At 40.3% G+C, this 22,618-nt stretch carries 17 protein-coding genes; 11 read left to right on the top strand and 6 right to left on the bottom strand.

The window, feature by feature from the left end; genetic code table 11:
* Positions 1-134: 134 nt before the first annotated feature.
* Complete coding sequence (gene scrK, locus Hs20B_RS02335) at positions 135-1,022, top strand: fructokinase ScrK (RefSeq protein ID WP_172355239.1); 888 nt, start codon at positions 135-137, stop codon at positions 1,020-1,022.
* A gap of 71 nt (positions 1,023-1,093) precedes the next feature.
* Here scrK and ntdP read toward each other — a convergent pair whose 3' ends face one another.
* Positions 1,094-1,621, bottom strand: a complete 528-nt coding sequence (ntdP, locus tag Hs20B_RS02330) for a nucleoside tri-diphosphate phosphatase (RefSeq protein WP_172355237.1) — start codon at positions 1,619-1,621, stop codon at positions 1,094-1,096.
* 71 nt (positions 1,622-1,692) lie between these two features.
* Positions 1,693-2,580, bottom strand: a complete 888-nt coding sequence (locus tag Hs20B_RS02325) for a metallophosphoesterase (protein ID WP_172355235.1) — start codon at positions 2,578-2,580, stop codon at positions 1,693-1,695.
* Positions 2,581-2,596: 16 nt separating this feature from the next.
* Between Hs20B_RS02325 and queG the strand changes: the two genes are divergently transcribed.
* The 7 genes from queG (at position 2,597) to Hs20B_RS02290 (ending at position 15,860) form a co-directional block, all read left to right on the top strand.
* Positions 2,597-3,640, top strand: a complete 1,044-nt coding sequence (gene queG / locus Hs20B_RS02320; protein ID WP_172355233.1) for a tRNA epoxyqueuosine(34) reductase QueG — start codon at positions 2,597-2,599, stop codon at positions 3,638-3,640.
* Between the two features lie 382 nt (positions 3,641-4,022).
* Positions 4,023-7,220, top strand: a complete 3,198-nt coding sequence (locus tag Hs20B_RS02315; RefSeq protein ID WP_172355231.1) for a helicase-related protein — start codon at positions 4,023-4,025, stop codon at positions 7,218-7,220.
* A complete protein-coding gene (locus Hs20B_RS02310; protein WP_172355229.1) occupies positions 7,221-7,769 on the top strand; it encodes a DUF4391 domain-containing protein in 549 nt (182 codons plus the stop codon).
* 127 nt (positions 7,770-7,896) lie between these two features.
* On the top strand, positions 7,897-9,792 hold the full coding sequence (locus Hs20B_RS02305; RefSeq protein WP_172355227.1) for a site-specific DNA-methyltransferase: 1,896 nt from the start codon (positions 7,897-7,899) through the stop codon (positions 9,790-9,792).
* On the top strand, positions 9,792-11,078 hold the full coding sequence (locus Hs20B_RS02300) for an SIR2 family protein (protein WP_172355225.1): 1,287 nt from the start codon (positions 9,792-9,794) through the stop codon (positions 11,076-11,078). Before Hs20B_RS02305 ends, Hs20B_RS02300 begins: the two co-directional genes overlap by 1 nt.
* The gene (locus Hs20B_RS02295) at positions 11,068-12,729 is read left to right on the top strand and encodes an ATP-binding protein (protein ID WP_172355223.1); all 1,662 of its coding nucleotides are present in this window, start codon (positions 11,068-11,070) and stop codon (positions 12,727-12,729) included. Before Hs20B_RS02300 ends, Hs20B_RS02295 begins: the two co-directional genes overlap by 11 nt.
* A 17-nt stretch (positions 12,730-12,746) precedes the next feature.
* Positions 12,747-15,860, top strand: coding sequence for a type III restriction-modification system endonuclease (locus Hs20B_RS02290; RefSeq protein WP_172355221.1), 3,114 nt, complete (start codon positions 12,747-12,749; stop codon positions 15,858-15,860).
* Positions 15,861-15,940: 80 nt separating this feature from the next.
* On the opposite strand, the gene Hs20B_RS02285 is transcribed toward Hs20B_RS02290, so the two are convergent.
* Entirely contained in the window at positions 15,941-16,246 is a 306-nt protein-coding gene (locus Hs20B_RS02285; protein ID WP_308780096.1) for a type II toxin-antitoxin system death-on-curing family toxin, read from the bottom strand.
* Positions 16,247-16,348: 102 nt separating this feature from the next.
* Positions 16,349-16,561, bottom strand: a complete 213-nt coding sequence (locus Hs20B_RS02280) for a hypothetical protein (RefSeq protein WP_172355219.1) — start codon at positions 16,559-16,561, stop codon at positions 16,349-16,351.
* Positions 16,562-16,686: 125 nt separating this feature from the next.
* On the opposite strand from Hs20B_RS02280, the gene prfB reads away from it, so the two are divergent.
* The 3 genes from prfB to ftsX all read left to right on the top strand — a co-directional run bounded on the left by prfB (position 16,687) and on the right by ftsX (position 19,501).
* On the top strand, positions 16,687-17,796 hold the full coding sequence (prfB, locus tag Hs20B_RS02275) for a peptide chain release factor 2 (RefSeq protein ID WP_172355217.1): 1,110 nt from the start codon (positions 16,687-16,689) through the stop codon (positions 17,794-17,796).
* Between the two features lie 81 nt (positions 17,797-17,877).
* On the top strand, positions 17,878-18,573 hold the full coding sequence (ftsE, locus tag Hs20B_RS02270; protein ID WP_172355215.1) for a cell division ATP-binding protein FtsE: 696 nt from the start codon (positions 17,878-17,880) through the stop codon (positions 18,571-18,573).
* Positions 18,566-19,501, top strand: a complete 936-nt coding sequence (ftsX, locus tag Hs20B_RS02265) for a permease-like cell division protein FtsX (protein WP_172355213.1) — start codon at positions 18,566-18,568, stop codon at positions 19,499-19,501. Before ftsE ends, ftsX begins: the two co-directional genes overlap by 8 nt.
* A gap of 119 nt (positions 19,502-19,620) precedes the next feature.
* On the opposite strand, the gene Hs20B_RS02260 is transcribed toward ftsX, so the two are convergent.
* Both Hs20B_RS02260 and Hs20B_RS02255 read right to left on the bottom strand, forming a co-directional pair.
* Complete coding sequence (locus Hs20B_RS02260; protein ID WP_172355211.1) at positions 19,621-20,601, bottom strand: L-lactate dehydrogenase; 981 nt, start codon at positions 20,599-20,601, stop codon at positions 19,621-19,623.
* A gap of 141 nt (positions 20,602-20,742) precedes the next feature.
* A complete protein-coding gene (locus Hs20B_RS02255) occupies positions 20,743-22,374 on the bottom strand; it encodes an Rqc2 family fibronectin-binding protein (RefSeq protein ID WP_172355209.1) in 1,632 nt (543 codons plus the stop codon).
* Positions 22,375-22,618 lie beyond the last annotated feature (244 nt).

Raw genomic sequence — 22,618 nt, 5'->3', positions numbered from 1 at the left:
AGCTTTTTCATGTCATCAACCTCACAAAAAAAGATATATATATATATATATATATATCTATATATATCAATGTTTCCAACAAAATACGGTAAAATGAAATAGTAAGCGTTTTCAAAAAAGGAGGAAATAAAATAATGAGCCAATTATTTGGTAGTATCGAAGCAGGTGGGACAAAGTTTGTCTGCGCAGTTGGTAATGAAGAGCTGATCATCATCGACAGCACAGCATTTCCCACGAGCAAGCCCGAGGAGACATTGCAAAAAGCGGTCGACTATTTCAAGACTTTCGAGCCGTCGCTCGCTGCGATTTCTGTTGGGAGTATTGGGCCGATTGATATAGATGAAGCATCTGAAACTTACGGCTATGTGACGTCAACGCCAAAGCCTTACTGGGCAGATGTGGATATGATTGGCTTTCTGAAAGCGCAGCTGGACGTGCCGATGTACTTCACGACGGATGTCAATGCCTCAGCTTATGGAGAAAAAGTGCTGGACAGCTCGCTTAACAGCCTCGTTTACTATACGATTGGGACGGGGATTGGTGCTGGTGCTCTCCAGGGGGAAGACTTTATCGGTGGCGTTTCCCATGCGGAAATGGGCCATACATTTGTAAAGCGTCATCCAGATGACTTAGACTTTGCAGGTGTCTGTCCATTTCACAGGGATTGTCTGGAGGGTGTCGCTGCGGGACCATCGCTCGAAGCGCGCACTGGGGTTCGTGGCGAAAATATCCCGCTCGACTCACCCGTCTGGGACATCCAAGCCTACTATATCGCACAGGCAGCAGTGGCTGCCACATTGACCTTGCGACCTGAAAAGATCATCTTTGGCGGTGGCGTCATGGCGCAAGACCACATGATGAACCGTGTGCGCAAACAATTTTCTGAGCTGCTAAACGGTTATGTGCCTGTACCAGACTTGGCAGACTACCTACAGACACCAAAAATAGCCAATAACGCATCTGCGACAGTGGGCAATTTTGCCCTCGCAAAACGGGCTTATCTGCGTCACAATCAAGATTAATCAAATTAATTTAACCAAATAAATTTAACCAAATAAAAAAACAAGACCTCGTTAAATAAATAACTGAGGTCTTATTTTAATTGGTGATAACGATTGTACCAAATTTCAACGTATTCCTTGGAAAATGGTCCTTTGCCCTGATTGATCCAATCAACTAGAATCTTGACGTTCTCTTTTAAGACATAGTCAATGTCTTTTGGATAACGCATTTCGAGTTTGTGACGCTCGTATTCTTCGACGTCTAACAGTTTTTTTTCGCCGTCAGCGAAGACCTTAACATCAAGGTCGTAGTCGATATACTTGAGCGCCTCATTGTCAAGGGTGTAGGGGCTTGCGAGGTTACAGTAGTAACTCACGCCATTTTCGCGAATCATGGCAATGATGTTAAACCAGTATTTCTTGTGAAAGTAGACAATAGCAGGTTCGCGGGTCACCCAACGTCTGCCGTCGCTTTCGGTCACAAGAGTGTGGTCATTCACGCCAATAATCGAGTTTTCATTTGTCTTTAGCACCATCGTATCACGCCACGTACGATGCAAGCTGCCGTCATGTTTATAGCTTTGAATCGTAATAAAGTCGCCTTCTTTGGGGATTTTCATGATCCTACCAACTTTCTAACATTCAAAGTTCTCAAGAAATATTTTACCACTTTTTCACGATTTTGTCAGGTTCAAAGTTCAAAAATGACCAAAGACTTTTTAACTTCCTCTGGGAAATGTGTCAAGAGAAAAGAATCGAATTCTGCCGTTTTTTTGAGCAGATTATAGCGTTTGTGCAGATTGTAGCTATTATACTGACCATATTTTGGAAAGGCTGCGAGATAGTCATTGATCAAGTGCCATTCACGTTTATAGCCGAGTGGCTTCGCCTGATAATGCACGCCGTCAATCACTTCGTCATAGCTGCGATGATTGTGCCCAAAAACGACGTCCTTAACGCCATGTTTGATAAAAATATCATGAAATCTCTGAGCGCCTAAAAAGGCGTTAAATCTGACGAACTTGGGATGCGTCATCAGAAAGTGGTCGTTTGGCACAAAGTGCATGGCAACAATCAGCCTGTCAATCTCGCTAGAAGTCATCTCTGACAAAACGCGATCAAGCTGCGTCAGAACACGGTTAGTCACCGTCAGATCATCCGCATCACGCTTGATTTTACGGTCAAACCAAAAAGTATTTTTCGTCCGAAGATTTTGCTCAAAAGTCGTCTCAGGGCAAAAAGAATAGTCATACCAGCCAGCAAAACTCAGCAGCTTTTTCTCGCCAATCTGACGGCTGACAAAGTCATTTTCAGTGATTTCAGACTCAGTTAGCCCTAGCATGTCATGATTACCCAGGTTATAGGACACCTCAAACGCATCAGAAAGCCGCCTTAAAAAAGGCTGTGTGACCGTTTTGAAATCATTTGACATGTCGCCAGCAAGGTGGAGATCGGTGATTTTTTCATCCTGTAAAGTCTGGATGAGCAGACTCAGATAGGCAGCGCCAGTATCAGTATCAAACTGGTTGACATCTAGGTGTAGATCAGATAGAATTGCGAGTTTTTTTGTCCTTTTCATATGGTATAATATTAGCATGACTGACTTGAAACAACAAATAATTAGGTTGTCAAAATCGCTTGGCATCTCAAAAATCGGATTTACCACGGCGGATAACTTTGACTATCTAGAAAAATCCCTGCGGCTAGCACAGGAAAATGGCACAAACTCAGGCTTTGAACACAAAAATATCGACGAGCGGGTAAAGCCTGAACTTTTGCTAAAAAGCGCCAAAACGATCATTTCTGTTGCCATTGCCTATCCGAACAAACTGCCCCAAAAACCTGACAAAACAGCCTACAAACGTGGGCAGTTTTCGCCGTCCAGCTGGGGGCTTGATTATCACGATATATTGACTGAAAAAATGCAGCGCTTGGCACACGGCATTGCCGAGTTGACAGCAGGTTTTGAGCACAAAGCCATGGTGGACACGGGGGCGCTGGTTGATACGGCAGTTGCAAGGCGCGCGGGCATCGGATTCATCGGCAAAAATGGCCTCGTCATCTCAAAAGAGTTTGGCAGCTACATGTTTTTGGGCGAGCTCGTGACAAATCTCGATCTTGCGCCTGATAGTCCTGTCGACTATGGCTGTGGCAACTGCACGCACTGCGTGACGTCTTGCCCCACCCAGGCGCTAAACGGCGATAGCACGATGAATGCCAAGCGCTGTCTGAGTTTTCAGACGCAGACAACAGGTGCACTGGATGAAGCATTTCGCACAAAGATGAAAACAGTCATCTACGGCTGTGACATCTGCCAGATCAGCTGCCCCTATAACCGTGGCATCAAAAATGACGCGCAAACTGAGATAGATCCAGAGCTCGCCTATCCAGAGCTCGTGCCCTTTATCAGCATGACCAATCAAGAATTTAAAGCAAAATTCTCACAAATCGCAGGCGCGTGGCGCGGGAAAAATGTCCTGCAACGCAACGCCATCTACGCCCTTGCAAATGCCAATGACAAAACAGCGATCCCAATACTCGAGAAAATCGCAGCCAATCCCAATAACGCTATCCACCAGGAAGCAGCACAGTGGGCACTTGATAAACTGCGGTATAAGAAATCTTTGAAAGATAGATAAATGGTTGCTGGTGCTATTTTTAGCCGATTAACCACATTTTGTCTATATTTTGGTAAAATAGAGCTATCAGTTGACATAAAATAAGGAAAGTAGTAGCCTTGACAGACAGACAGACAGACAGACAGACAGACAGACAGACAGACAGACAGACAGTAATATTCTTGCCAAATGTGACAGGTGTTTTAAGCGTGTACTCGAAAGAGTAGGCGCTTTTTTGCTGTCTTTAAGGCGGATGGGATGATAGGGGGTTAACTATCTAAAATATTATCATTCGTAACCATAGGAAACATCTACATTCAAATAAATGGCCTATCAAAGATTTAAAAGCACCTCAAAAAATATAGTATTTGAGCCAAATTTCAAAAAAAGAAAAGTTTAGTAAATGAAAAATTATAATAACACCACAAATCGTGTGATTGATGACTTAAAAGATGATCTTAAATCACACAGCAAATTAAAAATAGCCGCTGCTTCGTTTTCAATATATGCTTATGAAGCGTTGAAAACGGAACTTGAAAAAGTTGATGAGCTGCAATTTTTATTTACGAGCGACTTATTCACTAAAGAACAGGCACCAAAAGAAAAACGAGAATTTTTTATTCCTCGAGTGAACCATGAACGTAAACTTTATGGTGATGATTTTGAATTGAAAATTCGCAATGAATTATCGCAAAAAGCGATTGCCAAAGAAGCGGCTAAGTGGATTAAAGAAAAGGTGCAATTCAAATCTAACATCTCTGGACAGCGCTCGGATAATTTTATGGTTGTACAAAATAAAGCTGAATCAGCGGTGTATGCGCCATTTGATGAATTCACGACTGCAGAGTTGGGAACGACTAAAGGGGATAAGCTTTTTTATAATATTACAAAGTTTGATAACGAAAATACCCAACAATTTTTGGATGCCTTTGAAAATGTCTGGAATAATCCAGACTATGTCGATGATGTTACTGACACAGTGCTCAATAATATCACCGCAGCGTATCAAGAAAACGCGCCGGAATTAATTTATTATATTGCGTTATATAACATTTTTAGTGAGTTTTTGGCTGATTTGAATGAGGACTTTATCCCTAACGAAAGAACTGGTTTCAAAGAATCAAAGATTTGGTCATTGCTATATGATTTTCAAAAAGATGCAGTGATTGGCGCGATTAGCAAACTTGAAAAACATAATGGCGTGATTTTAGCCGATTCAGTTGGATTGGGTAAAACATTTTCGGCCATTGGTGTGATTAAATATTACGAATCACGCAACAAAAACGTGCTGGTTTTGGCACCAAAACGGTTGCAAGACAACTGGAATACCTATAAGAACAATTACAAAAACAACCCGCTTGCCGAAGACCGTCTGCGTTATGATGTACTTTTTCATACAGACATGGACCGTGAACGTGGCCAGAGTAATGGCATGGATTTGGGCAAATTAAACTGGGGTAATTATGACCTCGTTGTGATTGATGAAAGCCATAATTTCCGAAATGGCGAAGGCACGACGCACCGTAAAGATGATGAGTATGAAAATCGTTATCAGCGGTTGATGAATAAAATCATTAAGTCTGGTGTGAAGACCAAAGTGCTCATGTTATCAGCTACACCAGTGAATACGGATTTTTCTGATTTGCGGAATCAACTGATGTTGGCGGCAGAAGGTGACAGCGAGAATCTGACTAAAACTTTGAAAACGAATAATTCGGTTAACGATATTTTTGGCAATGCACAGCGCGCCTTTAAAGAATGGTCGAACTTGGATCCTGACGAGCGGATCACTGAACATTTGCTTGACATGATTGACTTTGATTTCTTTGAGCTGCTTGATAGTGTCACGATTGCGCGTAGTCGTAAGCACATCGAGAAATATTATGACAAATCAGATATTGGCAGCTTTCCAACGCGACTAGCCCCAATTAATAAGAATCCAAAACTCACAGATTTAGATATCACTTACGACAATATTTTTGGTTTCATTGATCAAATGAATCTGGAAGTGTATAACCCACTGAAATATGTGCAACCGTCAAAAATTGATAAATACATCGATCCTAGCCGTCCGAACGCTGGTAGTTGGGCTAACCGTGAAAAAGGCCGTAATCAATTGATGATTACGAATTTACTGAAGCGTGCAGAAAGTTCAATTTACGCCTTTAGACTCACTGGCGAACGGATATTGAAAAACATCAATGGTAAATTAAAAACCATTGCGGATTATGAAAATCATCACACTGGCAAAATTGTTGATAGCGCAGATGAGAGTTTCGATGATGAATCCTTTACCGTGGGGCAAGATTTGAAAATTGACTTGGCGGATATGGACTATCTGTCATGGCAACAGCAATTGCTAGCTGATCAGTCAGTTTTTGAAGCCATGTTAGCGGTAGTGAATACGATTACACCAGAGCACGACACTAAAATGGCGGAGTTAAAAACATTGATTCGCTCAAAAATTGCGCAACCAATCAATGCCGGCAACAAGAAAATTTTGATTTTCACGGCTTTTGCCGATACAGCGGACTATCTTTATGATAATTTAGCAAGTGCTTTGCTGGCCAATGAACATATCAATACCGCGTTGATTTCAGGCACGCGCACCACCTCCAATGTGCCCAATGCCAATAATGACTTCAATGAGTTATTGACATTATTTAGTCCGAAATCAAAAAATCGTGATGCGCTTGGTTTAATAGGTGAAGTCGATGTTGTGATTGCAACTGATGTCATTAGTGAAGGTCAAAACTTGCAAGACGCAGACTATTTGATTAACTATGATATTCACTGGAATCCGGTGCGAATTATTCAACGTTTCGGACGAATTGATCGTATCGGGTCAAGTAATACCCAAATTCAGATGGTGAATTTCTGGCCAGATATTACGCTCGATGAGTATATTAACTTGAAAGTGCGCGTTGAAAACCGTGCAAAATTGGTGGCCATTTCATCAACAGGTGAAGACACATTGGATAACTCGGATCCTGATATGGCATATCGTAAAAAGCAGTTACAGACATTGCAACGTGAAGTGGTTGATCTAGAAGACATGTCAAGTGGCGTGAATATCATGGACTTGGGATTGAACGAATTCCATCTCGACTTGCAACAATTGCGGGCTAAGTATGGCGATTACGATGCCAAGCCTTATGGAATTCATGCGGTGACTAAAGCAGATGATCAACACCCAGCAGGCGTCATTTTCATCCTGAAAAATCATAATAATGCCATCAATATTGATAAACAGAATCGCTTACATCCATTCTATTTGGTGTATATTGCGGACAATGGTGAGATCGTATCGAATCACTTTAATCCGAAAGTGGTCTTAGATGATATGCGTTATCTGGCCAAAGATAAAGATCAACCCATGCACGACCTGACGCGTTCGTTCAACGTTGAAACGCAAGATGGCCGTGATATGAGCAAATATTCTGATTTGTTAAATCAAGCCATTGATTCAATGATGCGCGTGAAAGCTGAAAAGGATATTGATAGTTTATTTACTGCCGGCGGCACAACCGCTCTGGAAAATGATGTGAATGGCTTGGATGATTTTGAACTGATTGATTTTCTTGTGGTGCGAGGTGAATAAATGTTAATTGAGCTACCGAAACAAGCGTTGGTGAATCGTATTATTCCTAAAGATCGCTTTAATTTTAATGATCCAACTCAGATTGAGCGGATTCGTTGGGTAGGTAAATTGGCGCCAACTACGATCAACCTACCAGCGAAAAAAGTACCAGAAATTGAAATTTTTAGCATTGATATACCGGATTTTAAGGCTGATGTGGTTCAACGTATTTTAGATAAAATCCCACAAGAAATTTTGTTTTTAGTTAACGATGACTTGGCAGTCATGCGATATGATGGGCAACTGTTTACCAAAAAAATAACTGTAGCGCTTGAAATTCGTGGGCTCAATCTTGATGAAGTGCGTGATAACTTTATTCGACAGCTACTTGCCATTTCAGATATTAAGCAGCCGTTAGCGCAGCAAGTTCAGCGCGTACGTGACAGGCAGGACTTGCAACTAGAAATTGATAAATTGAATCAACAAATCACCCGCGCGGTGCAGACTAACAAGAAGCAACAACTTGCTAGAGAACGCTATGAATTAGAAATTAAATTAAAAAACGTGTGACATGCCACTCAAATGCTAGGCAATACGCAGGTCTGCCTTTGACTGCTTCGCGGTCACAGCGGAAACTTTCGCTTTGCTACACATTTGAAACTTGCGGCATGGCACACTCTAAAAAGGAGTTAAAACCATGACTGATCAACCAGAAAAAATCAACTTATCTGATGTTAATTCACGTAAAGTTGACAATGAATTATTAAACGAACTGCGTGATTTGTTCGCTAAAGCAGAAGAACAAAAAGAACGCTACGACTTTACATGGAACGGTAAAGCTAAGGCTTATTTTGAAGCAGCAACGCCAACTACGAAAACCTTGCACCCGCAACCAGAGGAATCTTATATTTACACAGATGATGACTACAAAGAACGTGTCGATACCTTTGATGATTCAGAAAATCTGTTCATCACTGGTGATAATCTAGAAGCCTTGAAGTTGTTACAGGAATCTTATCTGAATAAGATTGACATGATTTATATTGACCCACCCTACAACACAGGTAAAGACTTCGTATATCATGATAACTTCAAGCAAACTCAAAAAGAGGCGGATGCCGCTGAAGGCAGTGTTGATGAGGACGGCAACCGTCTAGTTAAAAATGAAAAATCAAATGGTCGTTATCATTCCGATTGGTTGAGTATGATGTATCCGCGCTTGAAATTAGCGCGTAATTTGTTGAGCGATACTGGTGTGATTTTTGTCAGTATCGATGACAACGAACAGGCTAATTTGAAGTTGTTGATGGATGAGGTGTTTGGGTCAGAAAATGGATTGTCACCAATGAGCTCACCGTTTATTTGGAAAAGATCCAGTTCGACAGCGGGACATATTTCAAATGCACAAGAATATATTCTGGCTTATGCAAAATCGGTAGAAGAAGTACCACTATTTCAATTGGAAGATTACGGTGATGATTCAGTAATAGAGCATTCCGCGTTAAAGAAAATTTCGAGAGCCAATCCTGCTACTACACTAACCTTAAAAGCAGGGTTGCGATTTGAAGGCGATGATGCTAAATTCTCAGGAATCATTGGGGATTCTGAAACGATGGAAATTAATGGAATCATGAATATTGAAGCAGGACGCTTAATTGAAGATGTGGAAGTGACAGCTGGGTGGGCTATGGCAAACCAAATCAAATCTTGGCAACAAGGGAAAATAACTCTTGATAGCAAGGGACAACGCGTCTTGGAATTTTTCCTCAATCCAAAGGGGTTACTGCGTTATAAAAAGGAACGAGGAGCTTTTATTCCCAAAACAATTTTGCCTGAAAATTTAGGCTCAACTAAACAGGGCGGAAAAGATGTAGAAAATTTATTGGGAACAAATTATTTTTCATTTCCCAAACCAGTAAATTTGATGAAATATTTCATATCCTTTTCGACTCATAAAAATGACCTGATTCTTGATTTTTTTGCTGGTAGTGGAACTACTGCACAAGCTGTAATGGAACAGAATGCCGAGGATGGAGGACAACGCAAGTTTATTGTTGCAACCTTAGATGAAACTACGCCTGAAGACTCCGAAGCTCGCAAAGCTGGTTATTCTACAATTGATCAAATTTCTCGCGAACGTATTCGTCGTGCTGCTGCAAAAATTGGTGAAACGAGTGGATTCCGTGCATTGAAAGTCGATAAAGTCGGTCTTAAAGAAGATGTGTTCAAAACAGCCGATAATTTAAATCAAGAATCTTTATTGCTTGATGTAGATAACCAAGCAGATGAGCGCACCGATTTTGATTTACTATATGATGTTTTAGTTGATGGTGCCTTGGAATACAATCGTCAAATTACTCGTGAGACTATTAATGATGAAGAAATCATCAAGTACGATTATTTGGGCGAATTATCTGGTGTGATTGCTTACTTTGGCGATAATCTGACTGATGAATTGACCCGCGAAATTGCCAAGCAAAAGCCACTTATTGCTGTATTTAAAGAAACGACTTTTAATAAGTCTGCTGATAAGGTCAATGTTCTAGAACAATTCCGGATTATTAGCCCTGATACGAAAGTGAAGGTGATTTGATGAGTGATGGATTGGTTTACATGAATAATCAAAATAAGTATTCTAAATCTAATGGCGGATTCAAGAAAAATGACGTTGCAATAAAAAAAGACGATAAGGCAATAGATGAAAGTGAATTTACATCATTAGTAAGATCAGAGGTTTCAAATTTTATTCACCATTCTTTTGATAATATCGTTGTTTTAGTTGGTGCTGGTGCTTCTGTTACAGATAATAATTTTGACAAAGACGAAAATGGTTTTGCGAAAGCTGGAGTTACAGTTTCTAAAATCGCTGATGAAGTCTATGAACAATTAAAATCGAAAAAATATCAATTAAAAGATTCAGAAGTAGAAGTATTTGATTTAGAAAGCCTTTCTAAATTAAGTATGTATCAAATCATTGAGAATAAAAATAATGAAAATGATCAATTTATCACTGATGAGATAATTAACGGAGAATCATTAAAACCAGAATTCAATTTAGAAGATTTCCTATCTAACTTATTTGCGTATGAAAAATTTGTTGCAAGTAACGAAAGAGACAAGTTTATAAACACAAAAAATGCAATTTTGGACATCATCAAAAAGGCTACGTCTTATGATTATGATGCAAAACTGTTTAATCATGTTGCGTTTTTAAACGTTGTTTCAAAGTTAAGCAAGTCAGGGAATAAGCTGAACATTGTCACTACGAATTATGACACTTTGATTGAAAATGCTGCCGAAAGTATGAAAGCAACAGTTTTTGATGGCTTTTCATTTTCTCAAAGTCCACAATTTGACAGTACGATGTTTGATTGGAATCTCGTTAAAGAAGTTCCAAATTTAAAAACACATGAACTAGTTTATAAACCAAAGGTTTTTAATCTTTTAAAAATTCACGGCTCTTTAACTTGGGAACATTCTAAAACGGGGAAAAATATTGTTAGAAAACCAAAACAAAACGTTGAAAATCCAATCATGGTATTTCCTAGTTCTGATAAATATGCACAAAGCTATCAGGAACCTTATTTTGATTTGTTTGCAAAATTCCAAGAGTTGTTGAAAGTTCCCAATACGTTATTTATCACATCTGGATTTAGTTTCGCTGATAACCACATTTCAAAAATGATTCTTTCAGCCATTAAAACAAATGATGGGCTAGCTACTTTAGTAACTGATTTTAATATCGAGCCCGAGAATCCTAATGATAATTGGCAAGATTTGGTCTCTATAATGAAGGAAAGGTATCAGATTGCATTTTTACAGTCAACTATGAATTCGGACTTAGATGAGTATTTAAGGGAAAAACCAAATGAAAATTGATGAGTTTTATAATGAAATTGACAAAAGCAATTTTTATCTTGGCATGATTTCAGCAGTATTTCGTGAAAATAGTTATGTACAGGTCGAAAACCTTAGTTTATTGAATCACCGGAAGTTAAGATTAGAACAATTGATTCCTAATACAATAAATTATTTTGTTGTGATTGACAGTGTGCAGGGATTGTTTATTGGCGAAATTTACCAAGCTAAAGTTAATTCGTCTGATTCCGTGCATGATGATTTGTACATGGGAAATAAAGAATCCATTTATCCTGAAATAGCAATTGACGTGATTGGGATTCTTGATGGCGATAAATTCAAATTAGCAGGTTTTAAAACAGTTGGTATTACGGATAAGGTTTATATTGCGAATCAAAAATTGGTTAGAAAATACCTAAAATCTATTGAAGTCAATGATTATCCTATCATGGATGAAAATGGGAAACAAAAGCGCGATGACGATGGCAAAAAAATGTATCAAAATGCATTATTTAATTTCGCTCAGCTTTCTAATTTTGAAAGTGAATTTATATCATTGAAACCAAATACATTGTTTGATAGACATCTGATGACAATAGGAACTACAAATTCAGGTAAATCAACTTCGGCTTTATCCATATTAGACAAATTAGTATTGTCTGGAAAAAAAGTGTTGATTATTGACCCCACGGGTGAATATAAAAATGCATTTAACGATACTGAAGCAACGAAAATCACTTTAGGAAAGAACGCATTTCTGTCAACCGGAAATGTGGACGATTCGTTCTGGATTAATTTCTTTGATGTTTCGAGTTCAGAAGAATCAGGTAAGGCCGCGGTCCTTTCTGATGCAATTTCATCATTGCGGTATCAAAATAGTATTGGAGATAAAAGTGCGTTGGTTAAGGATGGAGCGAAAGCATCTGATTTATTGTTCCAGATTGATGCAGTGACATCTAATAGGTTTGATATAAGTTTATTGATTGAACAAATAAAAAATGAAGCCGTTAAGCAAGTCCAGGAGTCGGGAATATATAAATTTAAAAGAGACGGCAATTTATACAATGCTAGTATTTGGCTCATTCAGAAAGTGTCATATTTTTTAAAGCTATCTTTGATTAATGATTTTTTTACAATGGATGATTCAAAAACAAACCTATTTTCTGAATTAGATAGTTTTATCAGTTCAACAAATGTGAAGTCTTTATATATTGATTCGTCGACTATTTCAAAAACGAATTCAGCTGGTCAAACAATCATCGACCTGATTGCTCAATATATTCTTGAAAATAAAAATTCAGCTGATGATTCATTTGTACTTTTTGTAGATGAAGTGCATCGTTTTATTGATAAATCATCAGAAGATAGCGCTCTGGTTACGATTGCTAGGGAAGGCCGCAAAAAAGGTATCTTTTTGTTCTTGACGACCCAAAACCCAAAAGATGTGCCTGATGTACTGCTTGGGCAAGTTGGGACTCTGATTATTCATCGGTTGACACATTTCGAAGAATTAAGAGCGATTCAAAATCAAGTTCAGCCAAACACTTTGTCACAAATTAGAAAGCTCAATCAGGGTGAAGCAATATTGACTAGTATCAATTTACTTCAAGACATTCATGTTAGATTTGAAAAATCAGGTCGTTCGCATGATAACGATACGCCGTTAATGTAATACGAGGAGATGAATCTATGAAACTTCAATATAAAAATCAACAATTTCAAATAGACGCCGTCAACGCGGTGACGTCCGTATTTTCAGGACAACCCAAACAAAGCGGCGTGTCGTATTTGATGGACACTGGATATGAAGAAAGTGTCACTTTGGACGTCAATAGTGGCTTCAAAAATGAAAAAATTGCCTTATCTGATGCTGACTTGTTGCAAAACATCAAGTCAACTCAAAAAGAAAATGGCATTTTAACGGATAGCAAGTTAGTAAAAATGGCCGTTGGTGGCAAAGATAAAACGACTAAAATCGACAATTCTCGTGACAGTTTAACGCTAACAGTTGAGATGGAAACTGGAACAGGGAAGACTTACACCTACATCAAAACCATGTTTGAATTGCACAAACTATACGGCTGGTCGAAGTTTATTATTGTAGTTCCTAGTATTGCGATTCGCGAAGGCGTGGCGAAAACGTTTGAATCAACCGCAGACCATTTCAAATCAGAATATGGCATCGCGATCCGACCATTCGTTTATAACTCGAGCCAATTAGATAAGATTGAAGCCTTTGCATCGGATTCGGGCATTAATGTAATGATTATAAACACGCAGGCTTTCAACGCAAAAGGCGCTGATGCAAGGCGTATTGATATGGTGCTCGATCAGTTTCGTGGTCGTCGCCCGATTGACGTGATTGCCGCGACTAACCCAATTATGATCATTGATGAACCACAATCAGTGTTAGGCGATAATGCCTCAAAGGCAGAATTAAATGCCACCCGTGTTGGGTTGGCCAAGTTTAATCCGTTGTTTTTCATCAACTATTCAGCCACGCATCGCGATAATTACAACATGGTCTATCGTTTGGATGCCGTCGATGCCTACCAGAAGCAGCTGGTTAAAAAAATCAGTGTGAAAGGCATTGAAATTTCCGGCTCCACCGCCTCAACTGGTTATTTGTACCTTGAATCAATTGTTGAAAAGCCGAATCTGAAAGCGCGAGTACAATTTGAAAAGATTGCTGCAACAGGTAAAATTGTCAAAAATTCTAGATTACTCGACCGTGGTGATAACATTTATCCACTGTCTGGTGAAGTTGAATCCTATAAGAGTGGCTTTGTGGTTTCGGAGATTAACGCCGTTGAACAATTCGTTGAATTTACCAATGGCATGAAGTTACACGCTGGTGAAGTTGTTGGAAATGCCAGCGATGACGATTTACGTCGTATTCAGATTCGCGAAACGATTCATTCACATTTGAATAAAGAAGCCAGTTTATATAAACGTGGGATTAAAACGCTTTCGTTGTTCTTTATTGATGAAGTGGTGAAGTATAAAGATTACGATGCTGTCAATGATAAAGGCGCATACGCTGCGATGTTCGAGGAGGAATACGACAACATTGTCCGCGACCGCTTAGTCGACACGCTGATGCCAGTAGACTATCGGACTTACTTAGAACGTGATATTGATACGCCTGACGCCGTTCACGCTGGCTATTTCTCGGTGGACAAGAAAGGCAAGTCCATTGATAGTAAGGTGAAGCGTGGCAGTGAAGCCAGTGATGACATTTCAGCTTATGATTTGATCATGAAAAATAAAGAACGCTTGTTATCATTTGACGAACCAGTGCGCTTTATATTCTCACATTCGGCCTTGAAAGAAGGTTGGGATAATCCTAATGTTTTCCAAATTGCCACCTTACGCCAATCATCATCTGATATTAAAAAGCGTCAAGAAATTGGGCGAGGATTACGGTTATCCGTCAATCAATATGGTGAGCGTCAAGATGCAGATGCACTTGGTGAAAATGAAGTACAACAAGTTAACGTGCTAACAGTTATCGCCAACGAAAGTTATGATACTTTTGCTCGTGACTTGCAATCAGAATTTGCGGAAGCAGTTAAGAATCGTCCAAAATATGTTGAACCCAAGTTATTTGAAGGGCGTGAGTTAGTCGTTAAGGACGAAAATGATCAAGTCGTCTCAACAATGACGGTTGACAACTCGCAAGCTGCTGAAATCTGGGCGAGTTTAAAAGGTAATGGCGTTATCACAAAAGATAAGCAGACAGCTGATAGCTATAAAGAAATGAGCGCTGACGAACAATTTGTGGCGATTTCAGATGCGTTGGGGGAAGAATACCAGCCCTATGTGGCACCAATTCAAGATCTAGTTAATAGCGTTTATGACCCAAGTGCTTTAGGAGTTGAACCTGAATGCAAGCGCGTGACTTTGAAGCTTAACAAAGAAAAATATGCCAGCGCAACCTTTAAAGAGCTATGGTCTAAAATCAATCGTAAGAGTTACTATACAGTGAACTTTAGCGATGATGAAATAATTGAGAAAGCAATCAAACTCATCAATCGTGATTTAATTGTCGCTACTCTAAAGGCTCGAATCACTCAAGGTGAAATGAGTGCAGATGGCACAGAGGCAGCGTTTTCAATTAATGAAAAGCACGAAGAATACATTGCAACACCAAGTAATCGCGTAAAATATGACTTGATTGGAGAAGTCGCACAAATTGTTGGCTTATTGCGCAAAACAGTTGGCCAAATTTTGGCGGGTATTGATCCAGCACAGTTCGCTAAGTATCGCTCGAATCCAGAGAGCTTTATTGTTCAAGTAGGTAGTATCATTAATGCGGTTAAAGCGCAGAATATTATCTCACACATTACTTACAATAAATTAGACGAAGTCTGGGATGAAGAAGCGATTTTTGCCAATAGTGATATTCAAGGCATATTGGGAGACAACGTCTGGGACGTAAAAAAACATTTATACGATCGTGTTCGTACCGATTCAAAGACAGAAAAGAAATTTGCCGATGAATTAGACGTGCAAAGTAACGTTGAAATGTATGTGAAATTGCCGGGTGGGTTTTATATCAATACACCAGTTGGTAAGTATAACCCTGATTGGGCTGTGATATTGAATGAACCAGAACAAAAGCATGTGTACTTTATTGCTGAAACAAAGGGCGTCTCAGATAACATTGACCTTAAGTTAAAAGGCGTTGAAAACGCTAAAATTGAATCAGCGCGTAAGCATTTTGCACTGATTTCAAACAGTGAAGTTAAGTATGATGTTGTAGATAGTTATGAAAAGATGATGGATAAATTGATAAAATAGATTCAGTTATTGATTTGTCTCGATTGTATATTAAAAACGCACTAAATCTGAGTTTAGTGCGTTTTCATTTGTTTCAGTATTCAGTAGATTAGCTTTGTGTGTACCATTTCAAACCATTTAGCGACTTGCAACATCGTTTCCTCGTTATCAGGTGAATTAGTGATTGACAAAACGAATTCTTCTGATTGGTTGATGAAATCTTTATCGACCGGATCATAGACGTTGATGTGCAAGAAGGACAGCGCCGCTTGGATGGCGGTTCGCTTGTTACCATCTGAAAAAGCGTGTTTCTTAGTTATTTTTTGCAGAATAAAGGCCGCTTTTATCCAGACGGTCGGGTAAAGTTCTTGTCCGAACGCAATTTGTTTAGGTTGTTCGACAATCATATCTAAGCTCGATTATATTGTACACTAAACGTGACACCGCCGACCATGGTGACAGCGTATCTGTTGATTTCGATATACTCAATTTTTCTCAGATACTCCATGTCAACGATCCTTCAATTTTTCCATTAAAGGTGCATATTGATCCATGAATTGGTGGATTTCCCTGACACGTGGTTGTGTGATCCCTTTTTCTGCGATATAAGCGCTGACAGCCTCCTCGACAAATGATGAGACTGACTGGCCGTTTAAGGTCGTATAATCCACCATTTCTTGATACAAATTATCGTTGAAACGAATTGAAGTAGCTTTTGACATGTTTTTTCTCCTGCATTTTTGATAAATACAGCATAACACATAAAGGTATTCAAGTGTGAATACAAAGTAGGTAAATATTAAGTAATCATTGAAAAAAGTCATAAAAGATGGTAAAATAAGCTGATATGGAAATTAGTGAAATTCGCAATAAAATTGCTGAGAATATAGAGAAAATGGCGTCATTTCGAGAAAATCTTGATTTGGATCGCTTAGAAGAAGAAATCGCGCTTTTGGACAATGATATGGCGGATCCGTCTTTTTGGGATGACAACATTGCCGCCCAAAAGGTAGTAGAGCAGTCAAATCAGCTCAAGGCCAAGTATCAGACTTTCATGGATATGCAGGCGATGCTGGACGATCAGGAAGTCATGCTTGAGATGCTTGAAGAAGAAGCTGACGATGAAGATGATGAGATGCGTACTGAGCTTGAAACCGAGTTAGAAAAACTTGGCGCAAAGATGCAGACTTATGAGCTTGAGATGCTACTCAATCAGCCCTATGACCACATGAATGCTCTGCTTGAGATTCATCCTGGATCAGGCGGGACAGAGTCGCAGGACTGGGGCAGCATGCTCATGCGCATGTACGAGCGCTGGGGCAATGCGCACAACTTTAAGGTTGAGGTTGTGGACTACCAAGATGGTGATGTGGCGGGGCTCAAGTCTGCCACGCTCAAGTTTACAGGCAACAACGCCTATGGGTTCTTGCGCTCTGAAAAAGGCGTGCACCGCTTGGTGCGGATTTCGCCCTTTGACTCGCAAAACCGTCGCCACACGTCATTTACATCGGTCGACGTCATGCCAGAGCTTGACGACTCAATCGAAGTCGACGTGCGCGATGCCGACATCAAGATGGACACTTTCCGCTCAGGCGGCGCGGGTGGGCAAAATGTCAACAAGGTATCGACAGGGGTGCGCTTGACTCACACGCCGACAGGCATCGTCGTCTCATCAACCATGGATAGAACCCAGTACGGTAACAGAGATTTGGCGATGAAGATGCTCAAGTCAAAACTCTACCAACTAGAAGTTGAGAAAAAACAAGCAGAAGTAGACGAGCTAAAAGGAGATCAAGCCGATATTTCATGGGGATCGCAGATCCGATCTTATGTGTTTATGCCCTATCAGCTGGTTAAGGACACACGCTCAGGCTTTGAAACCAGCCAAATCGACAACGTCATGGACGGTGATTTGGACGGCTTCATCGATGCCTATCTCAAATGGAAAATGTTGTAAGCTTGTCACATATGCGTAATAAAATACGAGTTTAATCTGTTATAATTGAGAAGTTGACAAAAAAAGAGAGAGAACAAAAATATGAGCAGTATTATCAAACTAAATAATGCGACAAAAAAATATAACAATGGGACAACAGCGCTTCGAAATATCTCAGTCGATATTGAAGCGGGCGAATTCGCCTATGTCGTTGGCCCGTCAGGTGCTGGTAAGTCGACCTTTATCCGTCTTTTGTATCGTGAAGTAAAACTTGACAAGGGCGAAGGGATTGTCGCAGGATATAACCTCGGGAAAATCAAAAAACGTGATGTGCCAATGCTACGTCGCTCGATTGGCGTTGTTTTCCAAGACTACAAACTCTTGCAAAAGAAAACAGTCTATGAAAATATCGCCTATGCCATGGAAGTTATCGGCAAACGGCCGCGTGAGATTAAAAAACGTGTCATGGAAGTGCTTGATCTTGTTGGTCTCAAACATAAGGTTCGGTCATTTCCAAATGAACTCTCAGGTGGTGAGCAGCAGCGTGTTGCGATTGCACGTTCTATCGCCAATGCGCCTAAAGTTTTGATTGCGGATGAACCGACAGGAAACTTGGACCCCGAAAATTCGTGGGAAATCATGAATTTGCTTGAAAAAATCAATATCCAAGGGACAACGATTCTCATGGCAACGCACAATTCGCAGATTGTAAACACGCTGCGTCACCGCGTGATTGCGATTGAAAACGGCAGAATTGTCCGCGACCAAATGGAAGGAGACTATGGCTACGATGATTAGAACATTTTTTAAACACCTGTGGCAGTCGATTAAAAATCTCCGCCGAAATGGCTGGATGACAGTTGCTGCAATATCCTCTGTTACCATTACCCTGGTTCTCGTAGGAACTTTTCTAGCCGTCATCCTAAACACGACTAAACTGGCTGGTGATCTTGAAAATAACGTGAGAATTTCGACCTATCTCAAGCTCAGTGTGCATGACAATGATAAAGAAATCGCTGATCCAAACGATAAATCGAAAATGATTGCGAATCCCGATTATCAAAAAGTTTACAAGGCAATCGAAAAAGTACCAGATGTGAAAAAAATCACTTATTCGAGTAAGGAAAATGAGCTTAATAAGTTGACGAAGTCGCTCGGTAATACTTGGAAGATGTTCCAAGGCGATAGCAATCCGCTTTATGATGTTTATATCGTTGAAGCGGATAAGCCTGAGGATGTGAAAGCAGTCGCAAAGGCGATTGGTAAGATTGACGGTGTTGAACGTGCTGACTACGGTGGGGCAAATACTGAGAAAATATTTGGTATGTCAAATGTCATCCGGACTTGGGGACTTGGTGGTGCAGCATTGCTTTTGTTTGTTGCGGTATTCTTGATTTCAAATACGATTCGGATTACAATCTTGTCGCGTCAACGCGAGATTCAGATCATGCGTCTCGTTGGTGCCAAAAATGGTTATATCCGCTGGCCTTTCTTCTTAGAAGGTGCTTGGGTTGGTTTGCTTGGTGCCATCGTGCCAAGTTTCCTGATTGCCTTTGTCTATCGCATCGGCTATGTCGGTTTGCAAAAACCATTGGCACAACAAGAACTTTACCTCTTGCACCCAAGTACATTTATCCCTGAAATCATCATCTTGATGGTTGTGATTGGGGTAGCGATTGGGTCAGTCGGCTCTATCATCTCAATGAGACGTTTCTTGAAGATCTAAGTTTAAAAGGTTATAATGACGAAAGTCCGCTGATTTGGCGGACTTTTTTTGTTTTGAAAGTAATGTGAAAGGGTAATAAAAAAAACGCCCAAGGCGCTTTTTGTGATGAACTACGTTGCTTATTGTTTAGCAGCAGCTTTGAATTCTTCTTGTGAGAAGGCTTCATCGATGATTGCTTTCAATTCTTTAGCAGAAGCATCCATTTTTTGTTGTTCAGCATCATTCAAAGGAATGTTGACTGGACGCACGATACCGTGTGCCCCAACGATTGCTGGTTGACCGATGAAGACGTCTGAGATACCGTATTGACCTTCTTGGAAGACTGACAATGGCAAAACAGCATTTTCATCATCAAGGATTGCTTTAGTAATACGCGCAAGAGCTACGGCGATACCGTAGAATGTTGCACCTTTTTTGTTGATGATAGAGTAGGCAGCATCACGAACGCTGATGAAGAGGTCAACAAGACCTTGTTCGTCGATGTCGCGGTTGTCTTGCAACCATTGTTCAAGTTTTACGCCGGCAACGTTTGCATGTGACCAAACGGCAAACTCAGAGTCACCGTGTTCACCCATGATGTAGGCATGGACTGAACGGGCATCAACGCCGATTTTTTCAGCAAGTGCTTGACGGAAACGTGCTGAGTCAAGTGATGTACCTGAACCGATAACGCGTTCTTTAGGGAAACCAGAGAATTTCCATGTTGAGTAAGTCAAGATGTCAACTGGGTTAGCAGCGACAAGGAAGATACCGTTGAAACCAGATTCAACGATTTGTGTGACAACATCTTTGTTGATACGGAGGTTCTTTTGAACCAAGTCAAGACGTGTTTCACCTGGTTTTTGTGGCGCACCAGCTGTCAAGACAACCAAATCAGCATCATGAGCATCAGCATATGATGCTGAGTAGATGTTTTTTGGTGAAGTAAATGCAAGCGCATGGCTCAAATCTTCTGCGTCACCTTCAGTTTTTTCTTTGAAAATGTCGACGATTCCAAGTTCTTGAGCGATACCTTGGTTGACAAGGGCGAAAGCGTAAGATGAACCTACGGCGCCATCACCAACGAGGATTACTTTTTTGTGCAATTTTACATCAGTCATTAGATGAATTCCTTTCAAATTCTTGGCTTAACCAAGTTTTTCAAACAGTTAAATTATATCATTTTATCAATAGTTTGTCAGTTATTAAGTGAAATATTTTTCAATAAATTTTCTGTAAGCGCTTTCTAGCGTACTTTCCTGTTAGTTCAATCGCATTTGTCGTATTTTTGCTTCATCTGCTGTTACACGTAGCGTTTTTTGACCGACATAAGTGACAAATCCTGGCGGTGTTCCTGTTGGTTTATGCAGTTTTTTGACGTCTATCATATCGACCTGAACCAGATTTGACAGGCGTGCTTTTGAAAAGTAAGCAGCAAGCTCGGCTGCTTCAGTGATGGTCTCGTCAGAGGGGGAAGCATTGCCCGTGATAATCACGTGTGAGCCTGGGATGTCCTTGGCGTGGAACCACAAGTCGCCCTTGCGCGACAATTTAAAGCTGACCTGTTCATTTTGCAGATTATTTTTACCAACAAGGATAATCGTGCCGTCGCTTGCCTGATATTTTTCAGGTGGCAGGAGTTTCTGTTTTTTGTTATTGCGGTGCTTTTGCTTGATAAAGCCAGTCTGTATCAGTTCTTCTTTGATGTCAGATATTTCCGTGACAGTTGCCTGTTCGAGTGCATTTTCCACAGATTCCAGATAGGTGATGGTTTGTTTGGTGTTGTCGATTTGTTCTCCTAAAAACTTGACAGCTTGTTTGAGTTTGGAATATTTATGAAAATATTTTTGTGCATTTTGATTAGGAGATAGTGCGAGATTTAGTGCGATTTCGAGTGGTTCATTGGTGTAGTAGTTGTCTAGTGTGACACTTGGTTTGTCATTTGGCACATCATGCAAAAAAGTTGTGAGTAGCTCACCTTTCTGACGGAAAATCTCAGCATTATCCGTCGCCTTTAGCTCACGCAATTGCTTTTTTAACTTCTTGCGATTTTTATCAAGCTCGCCTGATACCTTGCGGATGACCTCGCTTGCGACCTGACGTACCCGGTCACGCTCGGCTTTATTTTGATAATAATGGTCAAGCATGGCTGATAAAGTCTCGAAAGCCGTAAAATCAGCAGATAACTGGATCGCTGAAAAGGTATCATTGGGGTAGATTGACGGGATGACAGTTGTCAGACGTGTTTTGAAATCCGTCAGACTCATGTCTTGCAAAGCTTGTGCGCTATCACGCCCAAGTCCTTGAAAAATCTGCTGCAGATTGTCCCCACGTTGCAAGGCCGTGAAAATCACTTCGTCAGAAGCGGTGAAAGGATCACGTTTGTCCGTATCAATAGGTGGAGCGATATAAGTCGAGCCAGGCAAAATCGTGCGGAAGTGATTTTGCGAAAACCCGACGTGTTTGATGGACTCGAGAATTTTATCAGACTCACGGTCAATCAGCATGATATTACTGTGTTTACCCATGATTTCAGCGATAAGAGCAATTTTCATGCTATCGCCAATTTCATTTTTAGATGAAATTTCAAAGACAATCTGACGGTCATTGCCAACTTGATAAATCTTTTCGATGAAAGCGCCACTCAGATATTTTCTGAGTATCATGGTGAAAGTCGTGGGCGTCTTGGGACTTTCAAAAACAGTTTCTGTCAGCTGTACCCGGCCAAAGGTTGGATGTGCTGTGAGGAGCAATTTGTGTGATTTTTGATTGCTACGCACTTGCAAAACAAGCTCGTGATCAAAAACTTGATTGATTTTCTGGATGCGTCCGCCTGTCAGGTTATCAGACAGCTCGCGGGTCATATGGTGGAGAAAAATACCGTCGAAACTCATAGGTCTCCTATCTTGTTATTTATTGGCATAACAGGCTTGATTTGCCGATTATTTGCTACTATTCTACCATTTTATCAGATTTTTTTGATAAAAGCCCGTTTTTCAGTTATAATAGATAAATGAAGTTTAAAACCCGCTTGACCCCTTATTTTAAGCGGTTTGTTGACTCAAAAACACGATTTAACTACCCTTTTAACTACCCCGCAACATTTTTTACAATGCTTTTAAGATACTTCCGAACTTT

Source organism: Pseudolactococcus insecticola (assembly GCF_011170065.1).
GTDB lineage: Bacteria > Bacillota > Bacilli > Lactobacillales > Streptococcaceae > Pseudolactococcus > Pseudolactococcus insecticola.
This window is presented reverse-complemented; position numbering and strand designations above follow the sequence as displayed.

Coding starts and splice junctions, on each gene's coding strand:
- scrK (WP_172355239.1), top strand. CDS start 135: ATGAGCCAATTATTTGGTAGTATCGAAGCAGGTGGGACAAAGTTTGTC.
- ntdP (WP_172355237.1), bottom strand. CDS start 1,621: ATGAAAATCCCCAAAGAAGGCGACTTTATTACGATTCAAAGCTATAAA.
- Hs20B_RS02325 (WP_172355235.1), bottom strand. CDS start 2,580: ATGAAAAGGACAAAAAAACTCGCAATTCTATCTGATCTACACCTAGAT.
- queG (WP_172355233.1), top strand. CDS start 2,597: ATGACTGACTTGAAACAACAAATAATTAGGTTGTCAAAATCGCTTGGC.
- Hs20B_RS02315 (WP_172355231.1), top strand. CDS start 4,023: ATGAAAAATTATAATAACACCACAAATCGTGTGATTGATGACTTAAAA.
- Hs20B_RS02310 (WP_172355229.1), top strand. CDS start 7,221: ATGTTAATTGAGCTACCGAAACAAGCGTTGGTGAATCGTATTATTCCT.
- Hs20B_RS02305 (WP_172355227.1), top strand. CDS start 7,897: ATGACTGATCAACCAGAAAAAATCAACTTATCTGATGTTAATTCACGT.
- Hs20B_RS02300 (WP_172355225.1), top strand. CDS start 9,792: ATGAGTGATGGATTGGTTTACATGAATAATCAAAATAAGTATTCTAAA.
- Hs20B_RS02295 (WP_172355223.1), top strand. CDS start 11,068: ATGAAAATTGATGAGTTTTATAATGAAATTGACAAAAGCAATTTTTAT.
- Hs20B_RS02290 (WP_172355221.1), top strand. CDS start 12,747: ATGAAACTTCAATATAAAAATCAACAATTTCAAATAGACGCCGTCAAC.
- Hs20B_RS02285 (WP_308780096.1), bottom strand. CDS start 16,246: ATGATTGTCGAACAACCTAAACAAATTGCGTTCGGACAAGAACTTTAC.
- Hs20B_RS02280 (WP_172355219.1), bottom strand. CDS start 16,561: ATGTCAAAAGCTACTTCAATTCGTTTCAACGATAATTTGTATCAAGAA.
- prfB (WP_172355217.1), top strand. CDS start 16,687: ATGGAAATTAGTGAAATTCGCAATAAAATTGCTGAGAATATAGAGAAA.
- ftsE (WP_172355215.1), top strand. CDS start 17,878: ATGAGCAGTATTATCAAACTAAATAATGCGACAAAAAAATATAACAAT.
- ftsX (WP_172355213.1), top strand. CDS start 18,566: ATGATTAGAACATTTTTTAAACACCTGTGGCAGTCGATTAAAAATCTC.
- Hs20B_RS02260 (WP_172355211.1), bottom strand. CDS start 20,601: ATGACTGATGTAAAATTGCACAAAAAAGTAATCCTCGTTGGTGATGGC.
- Hs20B_RS02255 (WP_172355209.1), bottom strand. CDS start 22,374: ATGAGTTTCGACGGTATTTTTCTCCACCATATGACCCGCGAGCTGTCT.